The organism is Klebsiella sp. CN_Kp073 (genome assembly GCF_040065495.2).
GTDB classification, from domain to species: Bacteria; Pseudomonadota; Gammaproteobacteria; order Enterobacterales; family Enterobacteriaceae; genus Klebsiella; species Klebsiella aerogenes.
In genome coordinates this window covers 2,419,659-2,445,781 of sequence record NZ_CM198051.1, presented here as the reverse complement: position 1 = coordinate 2,445,781, position 26,123 = coordinate 2,419,659, and the positions used below count along the sequence as shown (strand labels likewise).

The window sequence follows — 26,123 nt, the reverse complement described above, 5'->3', positions numbered from 1 at the left end:
ATTTTCTCCTGCTATGCTTTACGGGAATAGAAGCGCAGCTTGTCTTCATCCAGCTCCACCCCGAGTCCTGGCGTTTGCGGCAACGCCACCTGACCGTCGGCAAAGGTCAGCGGTACGCTGACGATATCGTCTTTGAGTAGCAGCGGGCCGAACATCTCGGTTCCCCACTGCAGCGGCAATGTCGACCAGGCATGCAGAGAAGCAACGGTCCCCACGGTCCCTTCCAGCATCGTGCCGCCATACAGGCCAATCCCCGCCGCCTGCGCGACGCGGGCCAGCGCCAGCACGCTATTCGGCCCGCCCGCCTTGGCGATTTTCAGCGCGTAAGCGCCGGTAAAGCCCTGGTGCGCCAGTTGGTAACCATCGTAAGCGGTCGCGACCGCTTCATCCGCCAGGATCGCGGTTTCGATTTGCTGGCTCAGGCGCACCAGCGCTGCATTGTCCTGCGCGCTCACCGGCTGTTCGATGAGATCGACCCCCATCGCCGCCAGCTCGCGACAACCCTTCGCGCCGGTCGCGGCGTCCCAGGCCTGATTAACGTCAACGCGAATGCTGGCGCGATCGCCTAAGGCTTCCACAATGGCGCGGGTATGGCGGAGATCGGTGGCTAATTCCCGTGCGCCAATTTTCAGCTTGAATGCCTGATGACGGCGCTCGGCTAACAGCTTTTCCCCTTCGGCAATATCTTTCGCGGTATTGCCGCTGGCTAACGTCCACAGCACCGGCAACGACGTTTGCAGCGCTCCGCCGAGCAGCGCCGATACCGGTAGCCCTAAAGCTTTGCCCTGGGCATCAAGGAGTGCGGTTTCAATGGCAGATTTTGCGAAAGTATTGCCTCTAATGGCGCTATTCATACGCGCCGTCAGCGCATTCAGGTTATCCGCCGGCTGCCCTTTCAGCAGCGGCGTCAGATAGTGGGTCAAGGCCGATGAGATAGCCTCCGGGCTCTCGACGCCGTAGCTCAGCCCGCCGATAGTCGTCGCTTCACCGATACCGCATACGCCATCGGAACGGGTAATGCGCACGATGACCAGCGTCTGGCAGCCCATGGTGGTCATCGATAATTTATGTGGCCGGATAGTCGGTACATCCACTAACCAGCTCTCAATGCGTTCTACGGTCGCAGTCATTTTTTGTTCCTGAAAGATGCATAACTTTTTGTACCCACATCCATAACGGGGATGTCTGTGCTTTGACAATAGGGTCCAGCCTGGCGGATGGTCAACGGCGATAATCGAAATGTTGTGCGATTATCGGCACGCTTGTTAAATTGCGGTTAATAATGTGATCGAGGTGGTAAAACAGGCACAATTCACCGCGCCCTGGTTTGCGCGCGGTATAGTGATTCCCCGTGAGCTTTACGTTGCAACGGAGAAAGATGCAATGAGCGACAATACCCACACTACGCTGAGCGCCAGGCAGGCCGAGCACGACCCCAATTTTATGCTGTCACTCGCCCGCGGGCTGGAGGTGCTCAATGCTTTTACTCCCCAGCGCCAGCGGCTGACCATTTCGCAGTTAAGTCAAAAAACGCAAATTTCCCGCGCGGCGGTGCGCCGCTGCCTGTATACCCTGGCGGCGCTGGGGATGGTGCATAGCCCGGACGGCCGCAGCTATGAACTGCTGCCGCGCGTGCTGGCAGTGGGCCACGCCTATCTGGCGGGAACCCCGCTGGCGAAGGTGGCGCAAACGGCGCTGGACAATCTTGGTAAGACGTTAGGTGAAAGCTGCTCCGCCGCCACGCTTGATGGCGACAACGTACTGTATATCGCCCGCGCGGCGGTCAATAACTTGCTCAGCGTCGATCTGGGCCGCGGCAGCCGCCTCCCGGCATGGACAACCTCAATGGGACGGGTATTGCTGAGCGCGTTGCCCGAAGATCAACTAGAAGTGACACTGTCACGCGCACATCTGATGCGCTACACCCCGTATACCCTGTGCGATCCTACAGCACTACGTGCGGAAATCGCCAAAGTTCGCATGCAGGGCTATGCGCTGGCGGACAGGCAAATTGAAGTTGGATTATGCTCGCTTGCGGTACCGCTGCTGTCGCGTAGCGGCCAGGTGGTGGCAGCGCTCAACGTTGGCGTCCCCGCCTCTTCGATGAGCGCCGCGGCGCTGAAGGAGAAAGCCCTGGCGCCGCTGCGTCGCGCGGCGATGGAGCTGTCTCTTCAGCTGTGACATTACCGTGGCGCCGGCGTATTGGCCAGCCCGCGCCAGATCCCCAGCGCCAGCAACAACAGCAGAACGCCAGCCGTCGCCAGGGAAATGCTATGGGCGCTGATGAACGCGGTTTTCGCCGCCGCGATTAGTGAATCTGACGGTATCGCGGGGAGCGATTGCGCCACCTTCATCGCCTCGCCGATGGACGATGAGGCCTGTACCGCTGCCTCACCGCCAATCCCGGCAGGCAGTTCAATCGCCGAACTGTAGCTACGGGTCAGAATCAGGCCGAACAGCGCAATACCGAGCCCCGCGCCCAATTCATAGGCCATGGTTTCAATGGCGCCTGCCGCCGACGCCTTCTCTTTCGGCGCTGCCGCCATGATCGCCGACGTTGACGCCAGCAGCGCGCTGGCGGCGCTAAAGCCCAGCAGCGTCATTAACCCCCACGCCTGCCACTGTTGCGTGCTGAAGTCGGTCATCGACAGTCCCAAAAAGCTTAAAGCGCTCAGCAACATACCGCCGGTCGCCACCTGCCGCAGCCCTAGTTTCGATACCAGCATTCCGGCAATCGGCCCGCTAAAGCCGCTGGCGACCATCACCGGCAGCATGAACAACCCGGCTTCAAACGGCGTTTTCTGATGCACGAACTGTAGCTCCTGCGCCATCAGCAATTCAAAACCAACCAGCGTAATGAGCGCGGTCATCGCCATCATCACCCCGCTTAAAATAATGCGGTGGGTGAAGAGACGCATATCCACCATCGGCGTCGGCATCGACAGCTGTTTGCGGACAAACCAGGTCAACATGGCCGCCCCGCCGATAGCCACCAGCGCGATTAGCCACAGCGCCAGCTGCCCCTTTAGCGCCGACTTAGCGCTAAACACCAGCATCAGAATGGCCGCAATCAGGATCAGCGCCTGCGGCAGATTCAGCGGTTGCTCGCGGCGGGCGGGCTGACGGGGCACAACCTTAGCGTTGATGGCAATGACCAGCAGCACGATTGGCACGTTGATCAGGAACACCGATCCCCAGTAGAAGTGTTCCAGCAGCATGCCGCCCACCAGCGGGCCAAATGCCGCGCCGCCGGATCCCACCGCGGCCCATAATCCCAGCGCCATGTTACGCTGGCTGGCTTCGGCGAAAGTGCCGCGGATCCCGGCAAGCGTCGCCGGCACAATCATTGCCGCGCCAACCGCCAGCAGCGCGCGGGAAATAATCAGCGTTATCGCCGACGGCGACAGCGCGGCGCACAGCGAAGCAATACCAAAAATTGCGCTACCGAGCAGCAATAAGCGCTTAAAGCCGATTTTATCGCCCAATGCGCCCATCGGCAGCACCATACCGGCCATCACCAACGAATAGATATCAATGATCCACAGTAGCTCGTTGCCGCTGGTGCCAAGCGCGACGCTGAGCGTCGGGGCGGCTACATGCAGCACCGTTGCGTCAATTGCTACCGGGATATAAACCAGCAAAATCGCCATCAGCGTTAACCATTGCCGAGACATACTACTTTTCCTCAATTTTCGAAATTGGACACGCGTCCAGGATTGCGATCCTGCCGGATTGTTGAACGTCTGTCCAACTTTTTGTTACCATCATCCCATCACCTCTTTGTTACGGGTCGCTATGCACTATTTAAATCGGGAAGCGCGTCGGGAAGTTATCATGCAGGCCGCCATGCGAGTGGCGCTAAATGGCGGCTTCAGCGCCATGACCGTACGCCAGATAGCCAGCGAAGCCGGCGTCGCCGCAGGTCAGTTACATCATCATTTTGCCTCGACCGGCGAGCTAAAAGCGCAGGCCTTTATCCGCTTGATCCGCGAAATGCTCGATATTCAGCTGCTGACCGATGACGCCTCATGGAGCGAACGCCTGTTTTCATTACTCGGCAGCGAAGATGGCCGTCTCGAGCCCTATATACGCCTGTGGCGGGAAGCGCAGATTTTGTCCGATAGCGATGAGGAAATTAAGGCCGCGTATCTGCTGACCATGACCATGTGGCATGATGAAACGGTCACGGCGATTAACCGCGGCGCCGAAGCCGGTGAATTTCAGCCGCAGGATACGGCAGAAAATATCGCCTGGCGTCTGATTGCCCTGGTTTGCGGGCTGGATGGCATTTACGCGTTGGGGATGCAAGCCATTGACGATGCGGCATTTACCCGTTACTTAAAACATTATATCGCGCTGGAACTCCCTCAGGCTTAGGTTACATTTAGTAACAATTAACCACCCTTCATTGCCGGCGTGAATTCTTTCACGTCTCGATTCTTATCTATTCTCAAACAATACAATTATTAAAAACAGCTGAGCCTTAATTCCAGCCTGCACAACTTCAGCTGTTTTTTTATTTATCCTTTTGATCTCGTACGCTTTAGTGAGGGTGTTATGTCGATAGAAGGTGATAAAAAGAATCATTATCTTTTAAAGGATTGGCGACCAGAAAATGAAGCCTTCTGGGAAAATAAAGGAAAAGCCATCGCACGCAGGAACTTATGGATTTCCGTATTTTGTCTGTTACTCGCCTTCTGCGTCTGGATGTTATTTAGCGCGGTCGCGGTCAATCTCAATAAAGTGGGTTTTAATTTCACAACCGACCAGCTTTTTTTATTAACGGCGCTACCTTCACTTTCCGGCGCAATATTACGCGTCCCCTACTCCTTTATGGTACCTATAATGGGTGGGCGTTACTGGACGGTTATTAGCACGGTTATTCTGGTGATTCCCTGTTTATGGCTGGGTTTGGCAGTGCAAAATCCAACTACTCCGTACTGGGTATTTATCGCTATTTCGTTACTGTGTGGTTTTGCCGGCGCCAACTTTGCCTCAAGCATGGGCAATATCAGCTTCTTCTTCCCCAAGGCTAAACAGGGCAGCGCATTAGGCATCAACGGTGGTCTCGGCAACCTCGGGGTCAGCGTGATGCAACTGGTCTCGCCCATTTTTATCTTTCTGCCGATTTTTACCTTCCTGGGCGTCCGCGGCGTTGAGCAACCAGGCGGCGCCATGCTGTGGCTTGGCAACTCACCGCTGCTGTGGGTGCCGTTACTGGTCATCGCCACCGTTTTCGCGTGGTTCGGTATGAACGATATTGCCAGTTCCAAAGCCTCGATTCGCGATCAGTTACCGGTATTGAAGCGTCCGCATATGTGGCTGTTAAGCCTGCTGTATCTGGCGACCTTCGGCTCGTTTATCGGCTTCTCCGCCGGCTTCGCGATGCTGGCGAAAACCCAGTTTCCGGATGTCGATATTCTGAAACTGGCCTTCTTCGGCCCGTTTATCGGCGCGCTGGCGCGCTCCTTCGGCGGTATCATTTCCGACCGCCTGGGCGGCGTACGGGTGACGCTGGTCAACTTCATTCTGATGGCGGTCTTTACCGGCCTGCTTTTCCTCACCCTGCCGGGCTCCGGTTCCGGAAGCTTCTTCGCCTTCTACGTGGTGTTTATGGGCCTGTTCTTAACCGCCGGGCTTGGCAGCGGCTCCACCTTCCAGATGATCGCCGTGATCTTCCGCCAGCTTACCATTGATAGCGTGAAAAAGCGCGGCGGCAGCGACGAACAGGCCCAGCACGAAGCGGTGACCGATACCGCCGCCGCGCTCGGTTTTATCGCCGCAATCGGCGCCATTGGCGGTTTCTTTATTCCAAAAGCCTTCGGGACCTCTCTGGCCATGACCGGCTCGCCGGTGGGCGCGATGAAAGTCTTTTTTGTCTTCTATGTGGTTTGCGTGCTGGTGACCTGGCTGGTCTATGGCCGCCGTAAACCCGCCTAACCATAACGATTTATCTGCCGGATGGCGGCTTACGCCTTATCCGGCCTACGAGTTCGTTCGCTCATCCGGCCGGGTGGCACGATGCCGGACATCATCGGAGCAGGAGAAATGTCATGAGTAAATTACTGGATCGCTTTCGCTACTTTAAGCAGAAACGCGAGACCTTTGCCAACGGCCACGGTCAGGTCTACGACAACAACCGTGACTGGGAAGATAGCTACCGGCAACGCTGGCAATTCGACAAAATTGTCCGCTCCACGCACGGTGTGAACTGTACCGGCTCCTGTAGCTGGAAAATTTATGTCAAAAACGGCCTGGTCACCTGGGAAACCCAGCAAACCGATTATCCGCGCACCCGACCGGACCTGCCAAACCACGAACCGCGCGGCTGCCCGCGCGGCGCCAGCTACTCCTGGTATCTCTACAGCGCCAACCGCCTGAAGTACCCGCTGGCGCGTAAACGGCTGATTGAGCTGTGGCGCGAAGCCCTGACACAGCATCCCGACCCGGTACAGGCCTGGGATAGCATCATGCAGGACCCGCTGAAAACCCGCAGCTACAAAGAAATTCGCGGTAAAGGCGGCTTTGTACGCTCCAGTTGGAAAGAGTTAAATCAACTGATCGCCGCGGCCAACGTCTGGACCATTAAAAACTACGGTCCGGATCGCGTCGCGGGCTTTTCGCCGATCCCGGCGATGTCGATGGTCTCCTACGCCGCGGGCACCCGTTATTTATCGCTGCTCGGCGGCACCTGTCTGAGCTTCTATGACTGGTATTGCGATCTGCCGCCCGCCTCGCCGATGACCTGGGGCGAACAGACCGACGTACCGGAATCCGCTGACTGGTACAACTCCAGCTACATTATTGCCTGGGGTTCAAACGTCCCGCAGACGCGAACCCCGGACGCCCACTTCTTCACCGAAGTGCGCTACAAGGGCACCAAAACCATCGCCATTACTCCGGATTATTCGGAAGTCGCCAAGCTCTGCGACCAGTGGCTGGCGCCGAAGCAAGGTACCGACAGCGCGCTGGCGATGGCGATGGGCCACGTGATCCTCAAAACTTTCCACCTCGATAATCCGAGCGATTACTTTCTCAACTACTGCCGTACCTATACCGATATGCCAATGTTGGTGATGCTCGACCGTCGTGACGACGGCAGCTATGCGCCGGGCCGTATGCTACGTGCCGCTGACCTGCTTAACGGACTGGGAGAAAGTAATAACCCGGAATGGAAAACCGTCGCCTTTAACGCCGAGGGCGAACTGGTCGCGCCGAACGGATCCATCGGCTTCCGTTGGGGCGAAAAAGGCAAATGGAATCTCGAACAGCGGGCTAACGGCCGTGACGTCGACTTAAAACTGTCGCTGCTGGATATGCACGATAGCGTGGTGTCGGTCGGCTTTCCCTACTTCGGCGGCAATGAAAACCCGCATTTTCGCAGCGTAAAGCAGGAGCCGATAACGCTTCATCAACTGCCAGCGAAACAGCTGCCGTTAGCCAGTGGTGAAAACGCTCTGGTAGTGAGCGTGTATGACCTGGTGCTGGCGAACTACGGTCTGGAACGCGGCCTTGACGATGCCAATGCCGCGCGCGACTTCGCGGATGTGAAAGCCTATACCCCGGCGTGGGCCGAACAGATCACCGGCGTGCCGCGTCACCATATCGAGCAAATCGCCCGCGAGTTCGCCGATACGGCGCATAAAACCCATGGCCGTTCGATGATTATCCTTGGCGCCGGTGTGAACCACTGGTACCACATGGATATGAACTACCGCGGGATGATCAACATGCTGGTATTCTGCGGCTGCGTCGGTCAGAGCGGCGGCGGCTGGTCGCACTATGTCGGCCAGGAGAAACTACGCCCGCAGACCGGATGGCTGCCGCTGGCGTTCGCGCTGGACTGGACTCGTCCACCGCGGCAGATGAACAGTACCTCTTATTTCTACAACCACGCCAGCCAGTGGCGCTACGAAAAACTAACCGCTCAGGAGCTGCTCTCACCGCTGGCCGACGCCAGCAAATTCAGCGGCCATATGATCGACTTCAACGTTCGCGCCGAGCGCATGGGCTGGCTGCCCTCCGCGCCGCAGCTTAACGTTAACCCGCTGAGCATCAAGCAGCAGGCCGACGCCGCCGGGCTGTCCCCCGCAGAGTTCACCGTCCAGTCGTTAAAAGCAGGCGATATTCGCTTTGCCGCCGAGCAGCCGGATAGCGGCCACAACCACCCGCGCAACCTGTTTATCTGGCGTTCTAACCTGCTGGGATCGTCCGGTAAGGGCCATGAGTACATGCTCAAGTACCTGCTCGGTACCGATAACGGTATTCAGGGCGAGGAGTTTGGCGCCACCGCTGACGTGAAGCCTGAGGAAGTCGAGTGGCAGACCGCGGCGATTGAGGGCAAACTCGATCTACTGGTGACCCTCGATTTCCGCATGTCCAGTACCTGCCTGTTCTCAGATATTGTCCTGCCGACCGCCACCTGGTACGAAAAAGACGATATGAACACCTCCGACATGCACCCGTTTATCCACCCGCTTTCCGCCGCCGTCGACCCGGCCTGGGAGGCGAAAAGCGACTGGGAAATCTACAAGGACATTGCGAAAAGTTTTTCTGAAGTCTGCGTCGGTCACCTTGATAAAGAGACCGATGTGGTACTGGTGCCGCTGCAGCATGACTCTCCGGCGGAGCTATCACAGCCGTTTGATGTCCTCGACTGGCGCAAGGGCGAATGCGATCTCATTCCAGGCAAAACCGCGCCGTCAATTGCGCTGGTTGAACGTGACTACCCGGCCACCTGGGAGCGCTTCACCTCGCTGGGGCCGTTACTCGATAAGCTCGGCAACGGCGGTAAAGGCATTTCGTGGAATACGCAAAACGAAGTCAACTTCCTCGGTAAACTCAACTACGTCAAGCCCGACGGTCCGGCCAAAGGCCGCCCGCGCATCGACAGCGCGATCGACGCCAGTGAAGTCATCTTGAGCCTGGCGCCGGAAACCAATGGCCAGGTGGCGGTGAAAGCCTGGCAAGCGCTGGGAGAATTTACCGGCCGCGACCACACCCATCTGGCGCTGAATAAAGAGGATGAGAAAATCCGCTTCCGCGATATTCAGGCGCAGCCTCGCAAGATCATCTCCAGCCCAACGTGGTCTGGTCTGGAAAGCGAACATGTCTCTTATAATGCCGGTTATACCAACGTTCACGAACTGATCCCGTGGCGCACCCTCTCCGGGCGGCAACAGCTCTATCAGGATCATCCCTGGATGCGCGCCTTCGGCGAAAGTCTGGTGGCCTATCGCCCACCTATCGATACGCGCAGCGTCAGCCAGATGAAGGACGTGCCGCCAAACGGCTTCCCGGAAAAAGCGCTCAACTTCCTGACCCCGCATCAGAAATGGGGTATCCACTCGACCTATAGCGAAAACCTGCTGATGCTGACGTTGTCGCGCGGCGGACCCATCGTCTGGCTAAGCGAAACCGACGCAAAAGAATTGGGGATTGAAGATAACGACTGGATTGAAGCCTTCAACGCCAACGGCGCCCTCACCGCGCGTGCGGTGGTGAGCCAGCGCGTGCCGCCGGGCATGACCATGATGTATCACGCCCAGGAACGCATTATGAATATCCCAGGTTCGGAGGTGACCGGTCGTCGGGGCGGCATCCACAACTCCGTCACCCGCGTCTGTCCAAAACCCACGCATATGATTGGCGGCTACGCCCAACTGGCTTACGGCTTTAACTACTACGGCACCGTCGGCTCCAACCGCGACGAGTTCATTATGATCCGCAAAATGAAAAACATTGACTGGCTGGATGGCGAAGGTCGCGACCAGGTACAGGAGGCGAAAAAATGAAAATACGTTCACAAGTCGGAATGGTGCTGAATCTGGATAAATGCATCGGCTGCCATACCTGCTCCGTCACCTGTAAAAATGTCTGGAGCAGCCGCGAAGGGATGGAATATGCGTGGTTCAACAACGTGGAAACCAAGCCCGGTATCGGTTACCCTAAAAACTGGGAAGATCAGGACGAGTGGCAAGGCGGCTGGATCCGCGGTATCAGCGGCAAGCTCACTCCCCGTCTGGGCAACCGCGTCAGCGTGTTGTCGAAGATTTTCGCTAACCCGGTGCTGCCGCAGATTGACGATTATTACGAACCCTTTACCTACGATTATCAGCACCTGCACAACGCGCCGGAAGGCAAATACTTGCCTACCGCCCGTCCGCGTTCGCTGATTAGCGGCGAACGGATGGATAAAATCAGCTGGGGGCCAAACTGGGAGGAACTGCTCGGCGGCGAGTTTGAAAAACGCGCCAAAGACCGCAACTTCGAAGCGATGCAAAAAGAGATGTACGGCCAGTTTGAAAACACCTTCATGATGTATCTGCCGCGTCTTTGCGAACATTGCCTTAATCCGAGCTGCGTGGCGACCTGCCCAAGCGGCGCTATCTACAAGCGCGAAGAAGACGGCATCGTGCTGATCGACCAGGATAAATGCCGCGGCTGGCGGATGTGCATCAGCGGTTGTCCGTACAAAAAAATCTACTTTAACTGGAAGAGCGGCAAATCGGAAAAATGCATCTTCTGCTATCCGCGTATTGAGTCCGGGCAACCGACGGTGTGCTCCGAAACCTGCGTCGGCCGCATCCGCTATCTTGGCGTACTGCTGTACGACGCGGACCGCATCGAAGAGGCGGCCAGTACCGAACATGAAACCGACCTCTACGAGCGCCAGTGCGAGGTGTTCCTCAACCCTAACGACCCGGCGGTCATCGAAGAGGCGTTGAAGCAGGGTATTCCGCATAACGTGATCGAAGCCGCGCAACAATCACCGGTGTATAAACTGGCAATGGACTGGAAGCTGGCGCTGCCGCTGCATCCGGAATACCGTACCTTACCGATGGTCTGGTACGTCCCACCGCTGTCGCCGATTCAGTCCGTCGCCGACGCCGGCGGCCTGCCGAGTAACGGCAATATCCTGCCAGCGGTCGAAAGCCTGCGTATACCGGTACAGTATCTGGCGAACCTGCTGAGCGCCGGCGATACCGGCCCGGTCCTGCGCGCGTTAAAACGCATGATGGCGATGCGCCATTACAAACGTTCGCAAACCGTTGAAGGCGTGACCGATACCCGCGCCATTGAAGAAGTGGGCCTCAGCGTCGAGCAGGTGGAAGAGATGTATCGCTACCTGGCGATCGCCAATTACGAAGACCGCTTCGTGATCCCCACCAGCCACCGCGAACTGGCGGAAGACGCCTTCCCTGAACGCAACGGCTGCGGTTTTACCTTCGGCGATGGTTGCCATGGTTCTGATACTAAATTCAACCTGTTCAACAGTCGGCGCATCGACGCGATTGATGTGGGAGACGTTCGTCGACATGGGGAGGGAGAGTAATGCGGCTTCTCAAAGTCATCGCTTTACTGCTGGAGTATCCCGACGACGCGCTGTGGGATAACCGCGAGGAGGCGCTGGCGCTGGTCAGCGCCGATGCGCCCGCCCTGACGCCGTTTGTTACGCGATTACTGGCGGCGCCGCTGCTCGACCGTCAGGCCGAATGGTGTGAGGTGTTTGAGCGCGGTCGCGCCACCTCGCTGCTGCTGTTTGAACACGTTCACGCCGAATCGCGCGACCGCGGCCAGGCGATGGTCGATCTGATGAATCAGTATGAACAGGCGGGTCTGCAGATCGATTGTCGCGAACTCCCGGACCACCTGCCTTTATATCTTGAGTATCTCAGCACTCTCCCGTTGGCCGATGCCCGTGAAGGACTGCAGAACGTCGCGCCCATTCTGGCATTGCTCGGTGGACGCTTAAAGCAGCGCGAATGCGATTACTATCAACTCTTTGACGCCCTCCTCACGCTGGCGGATAGCCCACTCAATAGTGACAGTGTCACCAGGCAGGTAGCGAGTGAGAAGCGTGACGACACGCGCCAGGCGCTGGATGCGGTGTGGGAAGAAGAACAGGTGAAGTTTATTGAAGATAATGCAACCGCTTGCGATAGCTCGCCAATGCAAGCTTATCAACGACGCTTTAGCCAGGATGTGGCGCCGCAGTACGTCGACATCCGCGCCGGAGGCCCGAAATGATACAGTACTTAAACGTCTTCTTTTACGATATCTACCCTTATCTCTGCGGCACCGTATTCCTGGTGGGCAGTTGGCTGCGCTATGACTACGGTCAGTATACCTGGCGCGCGTCATCCAGCCAGATGCTCGATAAACGGGGCATGGTGCTGTGGTCGAACTTATTTCATATCGGCATCCTCGGCATCTTCTTCGGCCACTTCTTCGGGATGCTGACGCCGCACTGGGTCTATTCATGGTTCCTGCCGATGTCGCAGAAACAGGTGATGGCGATGGTGCTGGGCGGCGTCTGCGGCGTGCTGACCCTGGTCGGCGGCATAGGCCTGCTGGTGCGTCGTCTGACCAACCCGCGCATTCGCGCCACCTCCACCACTGCGGATATCCTGATCCTGTGCATTCTGCTGATTCAGTGCGCGCTGGGGCTGACGACTATTCCGTTCTCCGCCCAGCATCCGGACGGCAGCGAAATGTTGAAACTGGTAGATTGGGCGCAGGCGGTAGTCACCTTCCACGGCGGCGCATCGGCGCATCTGGACGGCGTCGCGTGGGTGTACCGCGTCCATCTGGTGCTGGGGATGACTATCTTCCTTATTTTCCCGTTCACCCGGCTGGTTCACGTCTGGAGCGCGCCGATAGAGTATTTCACCCGCCGCTACCAGGTGGTACGCTCCCGGCGCTGAAAGCCAGCGGCTTTTATCATTCATCCCTACCGGTAGCCCGGACGAGGCGCCTACGCCGACTCCGGGTATTTATCAGCCCTGGCTCCAGCCTTTATGCCGGATGGCGGCTACGCCTTATCCGGCCTACAACGACTGCCCCGGCCTGCCGGGAACGTCTCAGCGATTTTGAGGCCACCAACATCGGCAGTTTCAGTCAGCATTGATGCGGTTGTAGCGGTGTAGCCCGGACGAGGCGCTTGCGCCGACTCCGGGGTCATATTCATCGGCCACGGCTCCAGCCTTTACGCCGGATGGCGGCTACGCCTTATCTGGCCTACGGCGACCATGCGCTTTCCTCGTCCCGTTATAAACGTTACTTCCCGGCTTCCGGATGGGTATCGAACGCCGCCATTACCGCTGCCAGCGCGGCTTCGCTGAACCCGTGTTTTGGGTCGTCCACACCTAATCCGAATCGGGTTTGCAGCGCTTCATACAGCGCCGACACGTCCGCAAGATCCACCTTCTCCACCACGTGGTTGTTCTCCCAGTGGGTAAAATGGAAATTGGTGAGCGTCATTTTACCGCCGTCAGGCAGATGACGGCACATCAGCAGATGGTGACGAAAGTGGGACTGCGGCCAGTGCGCCGACCAGAAGTTACCCATCACATAATCAGAAGCATACTGTCGACCCAGATCGAAATGGTACATCGACTGCCAGTGCTCATGATGATTAAACTGCAACGTCCACTCATCGCCTTCATGCACCAGGCGATAAATACCATGCGGCGTATGCTGCGGAATATCCGCCAGCAGCTTAATCGGCGCGGTCAGCGTCTGGCCGCCGAAACCGACGTCGGCGATCCAGCGTTCGCCCTCCACTTCCACCAGCAATAAGCGATGGGTACGCGGCGGCATCTGCGGCGGATTAGCCAACACCACGCGCCCCAGCAGGCTGCGAACCGAGAAACCAATCTCACTTAGCGCCCGTTGCAAAAGCCCGTTCTGCTCAAAGCAGTAACCGCCGCGGCGGGCGGTGATTAACTTCTCCTCGAGCGCCCGATCGTCAAGGTGGATTTCACGCGGCAGTAAAACGTCCAGATTCTCAAACGGGATCGCGCTATTGTGATGGCTATGCAACTCCCGCAGGGTGTCAATGGAAACATCGGGGGTTCCCGTCCAGGCCAGACGAGTAAAATACGCGCTTAAAAATGGGGTCATCAACGCCTCCAGCTTTTGGTGTCCGACATTTATAGCGTATTTTTTCCCCGCGACGGCGTATTTTGTGCGATCGCGCCAGATGATTTCTGATTTAGGTCGCGGTTGACGTATTGATTACCTTTGTATTGTGAATAAACTACTTACAGGCATTCGCCACTCACCAAGGAACGCTTATGAGCCGTTTTCGCCACGTCGAACTTCAGTACGCCAGTCGCCTGCTCAACCACGGCCCGACCATTATGATCACCAGTTATGACGCGCAGTCAGGGCGGCGCAACGTGATGTCCGCCGCCTGGTCGATGCCAGTTGAATTTGCCCCGCCTCGCGTGGCTATTGTGGTGGATAAAAGCACCTGGACGCGTGATCTCATTGAGCGTAACGGCGCCTTTGGTATCGTGGTGCCAGGCGTGGCCGCCGCCAGTTGGGTCTATGCGGTAGGCAGCGTAAGCGGGCGCGATGAAGATAAGTTCAATGCTTACGGTATCCCGACGGTGCAGGGGCCCGAACTGGGGTTACCGTTAATTGAAGAGAAATGCCTGGCGTGGATGGAATGCCGTCTGCTACCCGCCACCGCGGCACAAGAACAATACGATACGCTGTTTGGCGAAGTGGTTGCCGCCGCGGCCGATGAACGCGTTTTCGTCAGCGGCCGCTGGCAGTTTGACGATGATAAACTCAATACCATTCACCATCTCGGTACCGGTAATTTTGTCGCCAGCGGACGTCACGTGCAGGCCAATACGCCAGAAAACAAATAAGGTTTCCTACGACGCCTGGTGTTGGCGGCGGCGGTCATCGCTGGGAGTCAGGCCAAAGACCTTTTTATACAGCGTCGTGAAGTGATTGCTATTGGCGAAACCGCATAAAAAGGCGATTTCTGTGATCGTCATTTCCGTTTCCCGCAGTTTTACTCGTGCGGATACCAGGCGCAGGCGTTTGACATAATTATCGGGCGTTAATCCAGTCGCCTCTTTAATATGACGAAAAGCAGTGCGCGACGTCAGGTGAAATTGTTCAGCAAGTTGCGGCCAGTTATGTTCCTCAAAGCAATGTTCCTGTAACCAGGTGAGCAGCTTATGGAGTTTGTATTTAGTGGTGCTATATTCGACTTCACTTTCCGCTCGTTGAATAAGCGTAATTAGCTGAAAAAAGGTGGCCTCACGCAGGGCGTTATTCTTAGTTTGTTGGTATTCGGCACTACATATTTTTTCAATCAATAGCTTACACTGTTGCCGGGTCTCCTGCGATAACCAACCGTAGCGCGAGGAGTCGGTGGCCGCAAAGTTTTGCAATAACGGTGCAAGTTCGCGTAAATAGATAAAATCAACCTGCGGATTAATTAATAGATTAATTAACTTCAGCGTCCCAAGCTCATCATAATAATGCGTATCGCCAGGAGAAACATAAAAAACATCCCCTTGTTGAATATACAAAGGCCGGCCATTAATAACGTGGAGGCCATGCCCTTGTTCAACTATCACTAACTCCGCGAATTCATGACCATGTTCGCGGTTATTATCCTCTGGATCGCTGGCGTAAATAGCCAGTTTAGCGAGTGGATTGCTGAAATAAGAATCAATAGTCAACGTCATCATCACTTAATATCCAATACGGCAAGGCAGCTGATAGCACGATAATGCATTTCCCAAACCACTATCGGTAAGATTTATCAAATTGTGATCGTCACCCGCCCCATCCCACTGCCATTGCCAACATGGCCATCGCGTTGGCATTGCCAGAGTGGTTGCCACTCACATCGTCATTTTATGCTGCGAGTCCCCTAACTTTGAGGACGCAGTATGTCACAAGCCATGCAATACAACGCCCAAGTTGCGATGATCCGCCATCCGCAGTTTTTACGCACCGCGGAGTCGCTTAAACCCGCACTGCACAGCGAATACCGCGAACCGCAGGCCATTATTGACGCTCATGCCGATGCCAGCGCACCCTTCGGCTGGCAGGCAGTGGAGCTTTGCACCCCACAGCAATTTTACCAGCGTGAATTCACCAGTGGCGACAGCGTCATCGTGGACTTCGGTAATCACTTTGTTGGCTATGTTGAGCTGGCATGTCTAAGCGTCGGCAGTCCTCCCGATGCCCCGGCGCACCTTCATTTTACCTTCGGCGAGACGCTGAGCGAGGTTTGTGAATCATTTGATGATTACCGGGGCTGGCTCAGCAGCAGCTGGTTGCAACAGCAGGATTTGTGGATTGATGAACTTCCTGGAGAAATCAGACTCCCGCGACGCTATTGCTTTCGTTATCTCAAAGTGGAGGTCAAGGCGGTTTCCAGAAAATTTAATCTGTGTTTCACCCGACTGCGCATCCATGCCGTCAGTTCGGCCCACAGTATCTGCCCCCCATCAACTACCCAAGACCCACGTTTACAGCTTATCGACCAGACAGCCGTACTGACGCTGAAGAATTGTATGCAAGACGTATTCGAAGATGGGCCCAAGCGCGACCGTCGTCTGTGGCTTGGCGATCTCCGCCTGCAGGCGCTGGTTAACGATGTCACGTTCGCGAATCACTCGCTGGTTCGCCGTTGTTTGTATCTTTTTGCTGGCCATACCCGGCAAGACGGTATGGTTTCCGCCAATATTTTCGTTCAGCCGCAAGTCATAGCCGACGACACCTTTTTGTTTGATTATTCGCTGTTTTTTGTTGATACGCTGTTCAACTATCTACGCAGTTCCGGCGACGTAGCCACCGCGCAAGAGCTCTGGCCCACCGCCAGACGGCAAATCGAGTTGGCGCTTGAACGTTGCGATAAACAGCATTTGGTTCGCGATAGCGACGACTGGTGGGTATTTATCGACTGGCAAGAGACGCTAAACAAGCAAACTTCGGCCCAGGGCGTCTTAATTTACTGCCTGCAGCGCGCCGTATTGCTCGCCGGACAATTTCAGCCCGAGTTAGTAGCGGGTTATAAGATGCATCTGCAGCAGCTAAAGTCGGCTGCGCTGTCCTGCTTGTGGGACGAAGCGCAAGGATTTTTCATTAGCGGCGCGCAACGTCAAGTCTCCTGGGCATCACAAATCTGGATGGTGCTAGCCGAAGTCGGCAATAGTGCGCAACGAGAAACGCTCATGCGTCATCTGCTTTCCTCCCCGCCGTCGGTGGCCATCAACACGCCCTATCTGCGTCACCATTTTGTTGCTGCTCTGCTGCAATGTGGGCTACGCGCGGAAGCTATTAACGAAATCAAAGCCTACTGGGGCGCGATGATAGATTACGGCGCGGATACGTTCTGGGAGGTTTTTGATCCTGACAACCCTGAGTTTTCACCTTACGGCAGCAAGCTGATTAACAGCTATTGTCACGCGTGGAGCTGTACCCCGGCCTGGTTTATCCGCCAATATAATCTTTAATAACAACTAAATACGAGCATATCATTATGGCAAACAATATATTCACTCTTTGGCGGCAACGCCTGGGCTACGGCATCGCAGATCTCTCCTGCAATTTGGTGTGGCAGCTTATCTCTCTGTACCTGATGTTCTTCTACACCGATGTAATGAACTTACCCGCCTGGTACGTCGGCGTGATGTTTCTGGTGACACGTCTGGTGGATGGCGTGGCCGATGTACTGATGGGACTGGTAATAGACAATACCGCAACCCGTTGGGGCCGCTGTCGTCCCTATTTGCTGATTGGCGCCGTACCGTTCGGCCTGCTATGTATCCTCGCGTTTTACGTCCCCGAATTCTCCACTACCGGAAAATTGATTTACGCCTTTATTACCTATCTGTGTCTGTCGTTTCTTTACACACTGGTCAATATTCCGTTTTGCGCGATGCTGCCGTTTCTGACAAACGATTCCCAGGAGCGCACTACGCTCTCGGCAGTACGAATCTTACTTGGCTCGTTGGGGGCGACCATTGTCGCCGTCACCACGCTGCCGCTTGTCAGCACTCTCGGTCAGGGCGATCAGGCTCGTGGGTTTTTCTATACCGCGGTGATGTTCGGCGTGATTGCCACTTTTTTTCTACTGGTCAGTTTCCGCAACGTCAAAGAAACAATCACCATCACTCAAGAAAAAATGACTCTGAAACGCGCCTGGTTCAGCCTACGCGCCAACCGTCCGTGGTGGGTTTTCGCGATTAACATTTTCCTGATGTGGGGCGCCTTTTTCTTCCAGACAGGCGCGTTGGTTTACTTCTTCCACTACTACGTCGGCAATAGCAGTCTGACGGCAATCGTCGCCGGTATTTCGACATTTGTGCCTCTGCTGGGGACATTGACCGTCCCACTGCTGGCCAGTCGGCTAAAAAAACGCCATGTCTACCTGATTGCCAGTGCTATCAATCTCATTGGAATGATCGTAATGATGGCGGCAGGGGTAAATAGTTGGGGTTTGGTTACTGGTGCGGTGATCCTTTCGCTCGGTGCCGGACAACGCACGGCTATTTACTTCTCGATGCAGGCGGATCCGGTGGATTATGGCGTCTGGAAAACCGGAGTGAATACCGCTGGGATCCTGACCTCAATCAATGGTTTTCTTGGCAAAGTGGCCATGGCTGGCGCTGGCGCGATTACGGGCGCCCTGCTCACTTCAGGCGGCTATATCGCCAACCAGGCGCAAAGTGAAACGGCGATGCTGGCGATAAAGTCCTGCTATCTCTACATTCCGGCGCTACTGATCTTTGCCTCGATGTTGTGGATGGGTCGTTTTTATCGGCTTGACGATCATTACGAGCAAATCCGCGCAGACCTCGATGCCGGGCGCTATGCCACGTCCGACATTCATTCAACAGACGGAGAACGTCAGGCGATTTAAGTTCGCCCCCTCTTTTATTACCTCTGAAACTGACAAGGATAAGTATGCGTCTCTCTTTGATTTGCGCAGCAGTTTGCTGCGCCCTTTTTTCGGCCTCCGACGCGTTGGCCGCGCCGCTCACTATCGAGCAGCGGCTGGCCCAACTTGAGGCCAGACTGAAACATGCGGAACACCAGGCAGCCGAAGCAAACCGCCGTGCGCAGCAGGCCGAACAGCGAACCTCCGTCGCGGAACAACGCGCCAGCAATGCCGAAAAACAGATACAAACCCTAAGTAAGCGCACCGATGCCGGCGAACAAAAACAGCAGAAGCTCAGTCGTCAATTGGCCAAATCCACCGACGATAACGGTTTTGAATTTAATGCCTACGCCCGTTCCGGAATGCTGGTGAACAGCCACGGTAAAGGCGCGCGCGGCGGACCCGGTATTTCACCGGCCAGTTCGCTTAACGGCGACGCCCACGTGGGTCGTCTTGGCAATGAGAAAGATAACTATGTTGAACTGAGCTTTGGCAAAAAAATGACCTTTAGCGACGGTTCATGGGCACATTTCAAAACAATGCTTGCCGATGGCGCCACCAACCCGGATCCGTGGGTGCAGGATAATACTAGCCACCACCTTAACGTACGCCAACTGTATGTCGAGATGGGTAGCTTCGCTGATTTTAGCGGTCCATTTAACCAGGCGTCGATTTGGGCCGGAAAACGCTTTGATCGGGATAACTTCGATATTCACTTTACCGATAGCGATATTATGTTCCTCGGCGGTACCGGCGGCGGAATCAATGATGTGCGTTGGAGTCAACAGCTTCGGGGCGATTATTCAGTCTACGCCCGCAACTTTGGCGATTTAGGTAGCGATAACTATGAAGATAACGATATTCAGAATCTGATGTTTACCGCCAATCATTTCTGGCGAAACTGGCAGTTAATGACCACGGTAATGACCGCGCAGGGTAATGACACGCTAAAAGACAACACCTCAACGACCGGCAGTTATGCGCTACGTAGCGACAACACTGCCAAAAATGGCTATTACGCGATGTTGGCTTATCACGACAAACAGCAGTTCTACGGCCTTGCGCCTGGCATCTCAGAAAGCGCCCTGCAGTACGGTGGCGGTTTAGGCGCAGAAGCTCGCCAGCCGGGCAGCGACGGCGATCTGACCGGGAATGCTAAATCCCTGCGTTTTGCTTCTTACGGCATTTTGCCGCTAGGGAAAAACTGGCAATTGGCGCCATCGGTCATCGCGCAACACAGCGAAAACCGTTATCGTGACGGCGACCGCTACGACTGGGCTACTTTTAACCTGCGTCTTTCCCAAGGGATCACCCGCAACTTTGCCCTGCTATATGAAGCCTCCTGGCAATATATGGATTTGAATCCTAATGGCCGAACCTATCGCCATAACGACAATGTTTATCAGTATCAGGCCGTCAGCGGCGATTTTTACAAGCTTACCTTCGCACCAACGTTCAAAGTCGGCGACATTTTCGATATTAAAGCTCGCCCGGAGATCCGCTTCTTCGCAACATGGATGAACTGGGACAAAGCTCTGGATCATTACGCCATTAACGATGATTTTGGCAGTTCCGGTTTTACCGCCGGCGGCAACTGGAATTTTGGCGTACAGACAGAAATCTGGTTTTAAATAGGGTACAAAATGACGGCAACCCTGCCGTCATTCCCGGATGACCATCTTTTACAATAAGTGATAAGACAGCGGGCTTATCATAAAGCGATGAAGATGACTGCCGCCTTTAAGGTTGAAGTTAGCTTTAATCTTGTCTAAATGCGCATAAATGGTTTTTACCCGCAGACCCAGCACTCTGGCAACGGCGTTCACCGACATGCCGGCTACGACATGATCGATAATCATCATCTCTCTTTCACTGAGCGGGGCTCCCCCCTTTGCCTTTATTAGACTAAAGTCCGGTTGACCGCCATGGTCATATAACTGCCGATGCTTAATGTCCAACAACAACTTTTGAATATTGGCTGTCGATTCGCGACTACTCACCCACAATATATTCCCCCGATAAATCAACCGTCCAGGGCGACTACTTCTGGACGTGCTTACTCCCAAAATAATGCCCTTAAACAATTGAGATAACGCATAGAGATGCTTGTAATCTTGATAGCCATGTAGCGGCAAAATAATAAGATCCGCTTGCTGTATAGAATGGTTAGTGTAAGCCAATTCAACGTAAGCGGGCTCATGACACTCAGAAGATATCTGTTGTAGACAATATTCTACACCCAGTCGAAACCAGATATCCTTGCTATTAATTATAACCTTCAATTTTATAACCCTGGCATAAGAACGACAGGCGCACCTTGAATATAGAAAATCCTACTCGACTGTTACCTTACGTCGGATATTCCACGTAACTGTATGATAGCGCCATCATTCTGGCAGAACGGTTTATCACTTTTCACAGAATAAACAGTTGTAACGTAGTGACTGTTGATATAATAACCCTGAGTCTTGACGCGTAATATAATTTCTTGCTCAATGCCGACATCCTTGAGGAGTCGACGTAAATTTTGCATCACTTGCCATAAACGTTGCGATGAAGGCCTTAAATCATTTTTCTCCCAGACATGCACCATCAACTCTTCATCACTAACAATTCTTTCAAGGCCATGTTCAAATAAATATTCAATTAGACAGGCCATCGTTTTTCGTAGACGGATGTTTTTTCTATTACCACTTACAGTAGCTATTTCCCGGTACTTCAAGAAGTAAAAAAAATCATCCTCTAATTGGTAACCAAGTAACGCACTACCTATTATCATTCATCTCTCCATGATAAAAATCATCATTTCAAAGGCAGGTTACATGGCAAATGAGCAATCGCCTAAACAATTTTGATATGCATAATAATCAAAACATAAAACTACATTTAAATACATACAAAGCGTAAATGACCTTATAACTTAATATTATCAGTTATTTATGTTGATTAGGATTATTCTTAAATGGCCATTTCCTTTACAAAAGGTAAATTAATGAAAGGTATGGAAATCAAAAAAAAGCCACTTTTATTGATCTAAATCAATAAAGCGGCATATCTTTCGCTCAAGTAAAATTGACCTTGGTCGATAGTAGTCTAATTGGCGCGATGAAAAGCGGCCCGTCCTTTACATTCGGTAGCCCGGTTTCTTAATCAAAGAATCCATCTGCGGCGCGATCTCATCATCCCACACCCGCTGCCAGTCGCTCTGCTGTACCTGATTAAGGGCAACGCTAACTGAACTGTCTTTGGTGCTGAGATGACGGATCAGAACCTCAGTGATTTCCGCAGCCAGCGCGCTTTTTTGCTCTTCGCTCAGTTCACGGGGAAAACATTTGATATCGACATGTGGCATAGCAGGCTCCTTATTATTGGGATTTTAAAACTATCACAGATTCCCTAACTCAAATCACGATTTGTGCCTTAGAGAAGATTATTGTCACGCAGTACCTGCTGCAGCTCCGCACGGCGATAAACCGCCTGGGCCACAGCGGCAAACTTTGGCGTATGCGCGGCAAACCACTCGCGCCGCGGCCCCCAGCTGTACATCGCGGCAATATAGCAATCCAACAGCGTGATATTCCCGCCTAATGCGTAAGGCTCGGCTGCCAGCTGCTGTTCCAGCCAGAGATAGAGTGATTTGCGGTATTGCTGACAGCTCTCACGCAGTTCGTCAGGCGCTGAGGCTGTCCAGCGTTCGGGATAGTCGGCATAGGTGAAGGTCGGATAAACGTTAGCCACCAGCCAGATCAGCAAACGTTGAAACTGCTGGCGCTGTGGCGTACCGGCTGGCGGCGCCAGATCCGCGCGCTCATCGAGGATCATCAGCGCGATCGCCGCTGTTTCCGTCATCACGCTGCCATCCGCCAGTTGCAGGGTAGGCACCTGACACAGCGGGTTGATCGCCAGTAGTTTCTCTCGCTGCGCGCCTGGCTGGTCAAAGCCATCGACATTGATAAATTGATATGGGATGTTGGCCAAGGTCAACATCATCTCGCTTATTGCCGAGCCCCACCCCGGCACACCATACAATTTCATGATCGTCAGTTCCCAGGCAGAAAACTTTTAGCGTAGCACTAATTCCGCGCGGCGCTGAATTCGCGCCAGGCGACGATGGCTACCAGTACCACCGGAATAAGCACCGAGTAGAAACCCGTCAGAATGTAGCCCAGCGCCCCAAGCCCTGCTCCCAGCAGAAAACCGAGCACCGAAGCCCCCGATTTTTTGATTTTTTCTCTATTCTCGCGGTTGGGCGCCTGGCACCAGTTAACCACATCGATGGTTAACTGCGTGACGTTACCGGTCATCATCGTACTCGGGCTGGTGGTGGGTAATAATAATCGGGTGGTGGCGTTCCGCACCCCCATCGCCATCACGCCGGCCATGCCGGTGATTAACGCGGTCGCGCTATCCGCGCCGACAAAGGGCTGCCACAGCAGCCCCAACAGGCCGAAAAGGAGTAACAGCAGAATCTCAACGACGAACAAGCTGCCAAGAAAGCCTGGCGTAATGGTTTTTCGACTTTTGATAACCAGCGTGACGATCGCCACCGCCAGCATAAAAACAGGAATGGCGAGCAGTTTCGATAAAATACCTTCGCTGTTGGTGGCCAGGGCTGCCCCGGCCACTACCAGGTTTCCCGTGACGTGGGCGGTAAACAGGCCAAACAAGGTGATGAAGCTGATAGTGTCGATAGCGCCGCCGGAAGCGGCGAGCAACGCGGGCTCACGATGGTGCTGCCAGCGTTGCTCCAGTAAGAGTTGGTTTTCGGCCACAGAGATTAATCCATTAATAAGACACACGATGTAGCCATGAGTATAGCAATCCCTGGCTATTAATAATCACAGCATCAATATGTTATCCCCGGCGGATTGACCTCCGATTGCCTGACTACCTCCCCCTGTTCCCCCCAGCGCGCGAGAACCTGCTGATACTCGCCACGCGCGATCGCGCCATTCAGCGCCGCCTGCAGCGCGTATACCAGCCCATTGCCTTTTTTAGTGGTGGTGGCCACCCATGCTTTTTTGGGACCGAGCCCGACAACTTTGGTTTTTCCGTTTAATGCAGCCTTATAAGAGGCCACCGACTGCGGACCAAAAAAGACGTCCGCCCTTCCCGACTGAATATACAAATTGCCGGAGGCATCGTCGGTAAGATAAACCGGTAACGCCGGTTGCCGTCCCGCAGCTTCGTTTTCCGCATTCCATCCCAGCAGTATCCGCTCCTGGTTGGTGCCAGAACCGACAATGACTTTACGTCCTGAGAGATCCTGCGCATTTGAGATCCGCGTAATGTCACTGGTTGATTTCACCGAAAAGGCCAGCGAGTCTACGCGGTAGGTGGCGAAATCGAACTTCTCTTTGCGCTTCTCGGTCACCGCGATGTTAATCAACGCCACATCGTAACGCCCTGACGCGATCCCCAAAGGCCAGTCCTCCCAGGCCGTTGGCACCAGTTTCAGTTTCAGACCAAGGCTACCCGCCAGTAAACGGGCGATGTCCGGGTCGCTGCCGATACGCGTGCGGTTGTCGCTGGCCAGCAGCGCCAGCGGCGGTGAATTTAATGCCGAAATCGCCACCGTCAGCACACCGGGCTCCACAAAACGATAGTTCGGAGGAATTTTGCTAATCGCGTTATCATCTCGCGTCACCGGCAATGGCTGTTCATTGGCGCGCAAATCGAGTTCGGCGCGCGCCTCGCCGATGCTCAGGAACAGCATGAGGGCTGCAGCTAATTTCCTCATGCCAGCACCCGTGATACAAATTGCCGGGTACGCTGGTGTTGCGGATGATTTAACACTTCATCGCTGCTGCCCTGTTCAACGATTTTGCCATCGACCATAAACACCACCTGGTCGGCAACCTCGCGGGCAAAGCCGATTTCGTGTGTTACCACCACAAGCGTCGTCCCGGAGCGGGCAAGTTTCTTGATAACATCAAGCACTTCGCCAACCAGTTCCGGATCCAGCGCGGAAGTGGGTTCATCAAACAAGATCACGCGCGGATTGAGCGCCAGAGCGCGGGCGATGGCAATGCGCTGCTGCTGGCCGCCGGAAAGATGCCGCGACCAGGCATCGGCTTTGTTGCGCAAACCGACAATGTCCAACAATTCGTAAGCACGAGCGATGGCCTCCTTTCGACTGGCCCGTTTGTGGGCAATCGGCGCTTCAATTAAATTCTCCAGCACCGTCAGATGCGGAAACAAATTGAAGTTCTGAAATACGTATCCCACGTTGACCCGCTGGCGAAGGATCTCTTTTTCTTTCAGCTCGTACAGCTTGTCGCCTTTACGGCGATAGCCGATATAGTCGCCATCAATCTGGATAAATCCTTCATCGACCCGTTCAAGATGGTTAATTGTGCGCAGCAATGTCGATTTTCCCGAACCGGACGGCCCGAGGATCACCGTCACCGTTCCCGGCGCTATCTCCAGCGAAACATCATCCAGCGCTTTATGACGGCCAAAGTATTTACTGACCCCGGTTATCGAAATATGACCATTACGAGAGTTGAGCATGGACGGCCTCCTGCGGCTGACGAACCGGTTGGATCAGGCGATTATTACGCACGCTGTTCACCGCCGAGCGGCGTTCGCTGCGCGCCAGCGCGCGTTCGACCAGGTACTGAATTGCGGAGAGCACGCTGGTAATCACCAGGTACCACGCGGCGCCCACCATCAGCAGCGGGATCACTTCCTGGGTGCGGTTATAAATCATCTGAATGGTGTAGAACAATTCCGGCATCGCCAGTACGTAAACCATCGCCGTCCCTTTTGCCAGGCTGATGATTTCATTGAACCCTGCCGGCAGAATGGTGCGCAGCGCTTGCGGCAAGATGATCCGCAGCGTGCGTCGCCAGGCGGGGAGTCCCAGCGCGGCGGCGGCCTCATACTGCCCGTGATCCACGCCCAAAAAGCCTCCGCGGATAATTTCGGCGGTATAGGCGCTCTGCACCAGCGTCAGGCCAACTACTGCCGTGGAGAACTGCCCCAGTACATTGATAGTCTGATAGCTCGCCCAGGTTACGCCGGTGAAAGGGATCCCCAGCGATAAGCTGTCGTACAGATAAGAGAAGTTATACAGAATGATCAACACCACGATTAGCGGCAGCGAACGGAACAGCCAGATATACCCCCATGCCAGGCTGCTGAGCAGCCATGACGACGACAAGCGGGCCAGCGCCAACAGGCCGCCGAAGATAACGCTTAAAAGGGTGCCAAGTAGCGTGAGCAGCAGCGTTTGCCCCAACCCCTCGAGGATCACCGGGTCGAAGAACCAGTGGGCGAATACCCCCCACTCCCAGCGCGGATTGAACGCGACCGACTGCACGACGACCGCCAGCACCAGCAGCGCCAATACCGCCCCGGCGACGCGCAGCGGGTAGCGCGCCGGAACCACTTTGATCGTTTCAGATGATTGCATAAT

Annotated in this window: 22 protein-coding genes and 1 pseudogene; 11 read left to right on the top strand and 12 right to left on the bottom strand. The window is 54.9% G+C overall.

What is annotated here, in order from left to right; translation table 11 throughout:
- Nucleotides 1-11: 11 nt before the first annotated feature.
- Nucleotides 12-1,174, bottom strand: a pseudogene (locus ABLV66_RS11730) (muconate cycloisomerase family protein).
- A 209-nt stretch (nucleotides 1,175-1,383) separates the two neighbouring features.
- On the opposite strand from ABLV66_RS11730, the gene ABLV66_RS11725 reads away from it, so the two are divergent.
- Complete coding sequence (locus tag ABLV66_RS11725) at nucleotides 1,384-2,181, top strand: IclR family transcriptional regulator domain-containing protein (RefSeq protein WP_045394113.1); 798 nt, start codon at nucleotides 1,384-1,386, stop codon at nucleotides 2,179-2,181.
- A 2-nt stretch (nucleotides 2,182-2,183) separates the two neighbouring features.
- Here ABLV66_RS11725 and ABLV66_RS11720 read toward each other — a convergent pair whose 3' ends face one another.
- Entirely contained in the window at nucleotides 2,184-3,674 is a 1,491-nt protein-coding gene (locus ABLV66_RS11720; RefSeq protein ID WP_063415991.1) for an MFS transporter, read from the bottom strand.
- A gap of 121 nt (nucleotides 3,675-3,795) precedes the next feature.
- On the opposite strand from ABLV66_RS11720, the gene ABLV66_RS11715 reads away from it, so the two are divergent.
- The 6 genes from ABLV66_RS11715 (at nucleotide 3,796) to narI (ending at nucleotide 12,707) form a co-directional block, all read left to right on the top strand.
- Nucleotides 3,796-4,377, top strand: coding sequence for a TetR family transcriptional regulator (locus ABLV66_RS11715; RefSeq protein ID WP_047079107.1), 582 nt, complete (start codon nucleotides 3,796-3,798; stop codon nucleotides 4,375-4,377).
- A 180-nt stretch (nucleotides 4,378-4,557) separates the two neighbouring features.
- Nucleotides 4,558-5,940, top strand: a complete 1,383-nt coding sequence (locus tag ABLV66_RS11710; protein ID WP_049060100.1) for a NarK family nitrate/nitrite MFS transporter — start codon at nucleotides 4,558-4,560, stop codon at nucleotides 5,938-5,940.
- A 113-nt stretch (nucleotides 5,941-6,053) separates the two neighbouring features.
- Entirely contained in the window at nucleotides 6,054-9,794 is a 3,741-nt protein-coding gene (locus ABLV66_RS11705; RefSeq protein ID WP_348876676.1) for a nitrate reductase subunit alpha, read from the top strand.
- Complete coding sequence (gene narH, locus ABLV66_RS11700; RefSeq protein ID WP_047048682.1) at nucleotides 9,791-11,335, top strand: nitrate reductase subunit beta; 1,545 nt, start codon at nucleotides 9,791-9,793, stop codon at nucleotides 11,333-11,335. The genes ABLV66_RS11705 and narH overlap by 4 nt, the downstream gene beginning before the upstream one ends.
- A complete protein-coding gene (gene narW, locus ABLV66_RS11695; RefSeq protein WP_045394098.1) occupies nucleotides 11,335-12,030 on the top strand; it encodes a nitrate reductase molybdenum cofactor assembly chaperone in 696 nt (231 codons plus the stop codon). Before narH ends, narW begins: the two co-directional genes overlap by 1 nt.
- Complete coding sequence (gene narI, locus ABLV66_RS11690; protein ID WP_045394095.1) at nucleotides 12,027-12,707, top strand: respiratory nitrate reductase subunit gamma; 681 nt, start codon at nucleotides 12,027-12,029, stop codon at nucleotides 12,705-12,707. Before narW ends, narI begins: the two co-directional genes overlap by 4 nt.
- Nucleotides 12,708-13,059: 352 nt before the next feature.
- On the opposite strand, the gene nhoA is transcribed toward narI, so the two are convergent.
- A complete protein-coding gene (gene nhoA, locus ABLV66_RS11685; protein WP_045394092.1) occupies nucleotides 13,060-13,905 on the bottom strand; it encodes an N-hydroxyarylamine O-acetyltransferase in 846 nt (281 codons plus the stop codon).
- 173 nt (nucleotides 13,906-14,078) lie between these two features.
- On the opposite strand from nhoA, the gene ABLV66_RS11680 reads away from it, so the two are divergent.
- Nucleotides 14,079-14,663, top strand: a complete 585-nt coding sequence (locus tag ABLV66_RS11680) for a flavin reductase family protein (protein ID WP_045394090.1) — start codon at nucleotides 14,079-14,081, stop codon at nucleotides 14,661-14,663.
- A gap of 6 nt (nucleotides 14,664-14,669) precedes the next feature.
- Here ABLV66_RS11680 and ABLV66_RS11675 read toward each other — a convergent pair whose 3' ends face one another.
- On the bottom strand, nucleotides 14,670-15,500 hold the full coding sequence (locus ABLV66_RS11675) for a helix-turn-helix domain-containing protein (protein WP_045394088.1): 831 nt from the start codon (nucleotides 15,498-15,500) through the stop codon (nucleotides 14,670-14,672).
- Nucleotides 15,501-15,704: 204 nt separating this feature from the next.
- On the opposite strand from ABLV66_RS11675, the gene ABLV66_RS11670 reads away from it, so the two are divergent.
- From ABLV66_RS11670 to ABLV66_RS11660, 3 genes are read left to right on the top strand one after another with little or no spacing between them, the layout of a single operon-like run.
- The gene (locus ABLV66_RS11670; protein ID WP_348876678.1) at nucleotides 15,705-17,276 is read left to right on the top strand and encodes an alpha-L-rhamnosidase-related protein; all 1,572 of its coding nucleotides are present in this window, start codon (nucleotides 15,705-15,707) and stop codon (nucleotides 17,274-17,276) included.
- Between the two features lie 26 nt (nucleotides 17,277-17,302).
- Nucleotides 17,303-18,685 (top strand): MFS transporter, encoded by a 1,383-nt coding sequence (locus ABLV66_RS11665; protein ID WP_045394085.1) that lies wholly within the window; start codon nucleotides 17,303-17,305, stop codon nucleotides 18,683-18,685.
- A gap of 44 nt (nucleotides 18,686-18,729) precedes the next feature.
- Complete coding sequence (locus tag ABLV66_RS11660) at nucleotides 18,730-20,334, top strand: carbohydrate porin (protein ID WP_348876679.1); 1,605 nt, start codon at nucleotides 18,730-18,732, stop codon at nucleotides 20,332-20,334.
- 51 nt (nucleotides 20,335-20,385) lie between these two features.
- On the opposite strand, the gene ABLV66_RS11655 is transcribed toward ABLV66_RS11660, so the two are convergent.
- From ABLV66_RS11655 to ABLV66_RS11620, 8 genes are all read right to left on the bottom strand, one after another.
- Nucleotides 20,386-20,985 (bottom strand): helix-turn-helix transcriptional regulator, encoded by a 600-nt coding sequence (locus tag ABLV66_RS11655; RefSeq protein ID WP_348876681.1) that lies wholly within the window; start codon nucleotides 20,983-20,985, stop codon nucleotides 20,386-20,388.
- Between the two features lie 62 nt (nucleotides 20,986-21,047).
- Nucleotides 21,048-21,482, bottom strand: coding sequence for a winged helix-turn-helix domain-containing protein (locus ABLV66_RS11650; RefSeq protein WP_047048697.1), 435 nt, complete (start codon nucleotides 21,480-21,482; stop codon nucleotides 21,048-21,050).
- A gap of 345 nt (nucleotides 21,483-21,827) precedes the next feature.
- The gene (pptA, locus tag ABLV66_RS11645; protein WP_047048700.1) at nucleotides 21,828-22,055 is read right to left on the bottom strand and encodes a tautomerase PptA; all 228 of its coding nucleotides are present in this window, start codon (nucleotides 22,053-22,055) and stop codon (nucleotides 21,828-21,830) included.
- 68 nt (nucleotides 22,056-22,123) lie between these two features.
- A complete protein-coding gene (locus ABLV66_RS11640) occupies nucleotides 22,124-22,741 on the bottom strand; it encodes a glutathione S-transferase family protein (protein ID WP_213797306.1) in 618 nt (205 codons plus the stop codon).
- Nucleotides 22,742-22,776: 35 nt separating this feature from the next.
- Nucleotides 22,777-23,475, bottom strand: coding sequence for a YoaK family protein (locus ABLV66_RS11635; RefSeq protein WP_348876682.1), 699 nt, complete (start codon nucleotides 23,473-23,475; stop codon nucleotides 22,777-22,779).
- Between the two features lie 74 nt (nucleotides 23,476-23,549).
- Nucleotides 23,550-24,419 carry a transporter substrate-binding domain-containing protein gene (locus ABLV66_RS11630; protein WP_348876734.1) on the bottom strand — a complete coding sequence of 290 codons (870 nt, stop codon included), beginning with the start codon at nucleotides 24,417-24,419 and terminating at the stop codon, nucleotides 23,550-23,552.
- Nucleotides 24,420-24,439: 20 nt separating this feature from the next.
- Nucleotides 24,440-25,216: an amino acid ABC transporter ATP-binding protein gene (locus tag ABLV66_RS11625; RefSeq protein ID WP_348876683.1), complete on the bottom strand. Its 777-nt coding sequence runs from the start codon at nucleotides 25,214-25,216 to the stop codon at nucleotides 24,440-24,442.
- Complete coding sequence (locus ABLV66_RS11620) at nucleotides 25,200-26,120, bottom strand: amino acid ABC transporter permease (protein ID WP_348876685.1); 921 nt, start codon at nucleotides 26,118-26,120, stop codon at nucleotides 25,200-25,202. The genes ABLV66_RS11625 and ABLV66_RS11620 overlap by 17 nt, the downstream gene beginning before the upstream one ends.
- Nucleotides 26,121-26,123 lie beyond the last annotated feature (3 nt).

Coding starts and splice junctions, on each gene's coding strand:
- ABLV66_RS11675 (WP_045394088.1), bottom strand. CDS start 15,500: ATGATGACGTTGACTATTGATTCTTATTTCAGCAATCCACTCGCTAAA.
- narW (WP_045394098.1), top strand. CDS start 11,335: ATGCGGCTTCTCAAAGTCATCGCTTTACTGCTGGAGTATCCCGACGAC.
- ABLV66_RS11665 (WP_045394085.1), top strand. CDS start 17,303: ATGGCAAACAATATATTCACTCTTTGGCGGCAACGCCTGGGCTACGGC.
- narH (WP_047048682.1), top strand. CDS start 9,791: ATGAAAATACGTTCACAAGTCGGAATGGTGCTGAATCTGGATAAATGC.
- narI (WP_045394095.1), top strand. CDS start 12,027: ATGATACAGTACTTAAACGTCTTCTTTTACGATATCTACCCTTATCTC.
- ABLV66_RS11625 (WP_348876683.1), bottom strand. CDS start 25,216: ATGCTCAACTCTCGTAATGGTCATATTTCGATAACCGGGGTCAGTAAA.
- ABLV66_RS11720 (WP_063415991.1), bottom strand. CDS start 3,674: ATGTCTCGGCAATGGTTAACGCTGATGGCGATTTTGCTGGTTTATATC.
- ABLV66_RS11660 (WP_348876679.1), top strand. CDS start 18,730: ATGCGTCTCTCTTTGATTTGCGCAGCAGTTTGCTGCGCCCTTTTTTCG.
- ABLV66_RS11705 (WP_348876676.1), top strand. CDS start 6,054: ATGAGTAAATTACTGGATCGCTTTCGCTACTTTAAGCAGAAACGCGAG.
- ABLV66_RS11630 (WP_348876734.1), bottom strand. CDS start 24,419: ATGCTGTTCCTGAGCATCGGCGAGGCGCGCGCCGAACTCGATTTGCGC.
- pptA (WP_047048700.1), bottom strand. CDS start 22,055: ATGCCACATGTCGATATCAAATGTTTTCCCCGTGAACTGAGCGAAGAG.
- ABLV66_RS11715 (WP_047079107.1), top strand. CDS start 3,796: ATGCACTATTTAAATCGGGAAGCGCGTCGGGAAGTTATCATGCAGGCC.
- ABLV66_RS11680 (WP_045394090.1), top strand. CDS start 14,079: ATGAGCCGTTTTCGCCACGTCGAACTTCAGTACGCCAGTCGCCTGCTC.
- ABLV66_RS11710 (WP_049060100.1), top strand. CDS start 4,558: ATGTCGATAGAAGGTGATAAAAAGAATCATTATCTTTTAAAGGATTGG.
- ABLV66_RS11650 (WP_047048697.1), bottom strand. CDS start 21,482: ATGATAATAGGTAGTGCGTTACTTGGTTACCAATTAGAGGATGATTTT.
- nhoA (WP_045394092.1), bottom strand. CDS start 13,905: ATGACCCCATTTTTAAGCGCGTATTTTACTCGTCTGGCCTGGACGGGA.
- ABLV66_RS11670 (WP_348876678.1), top strand. CDS start 15,705: ATGTCACAAGCCATGCAATACAACGCCCAAGTTGCGATGATCCGCCAT.
- ABLV66_RS11620 (WP_348876685.1), bottom strand. CDS start 26,120: ATGCAATCATCTGAAACGATCAAAGTGGTTCCGGCGCGCTACCCGCTG.
- ABLV66_RS11725 (WP_045394113.1), top strand. CDS start 1,384: ATGAGCGACAATACCCACACTACGCTGAGCGCCAGGCAGGCCGAGCAC.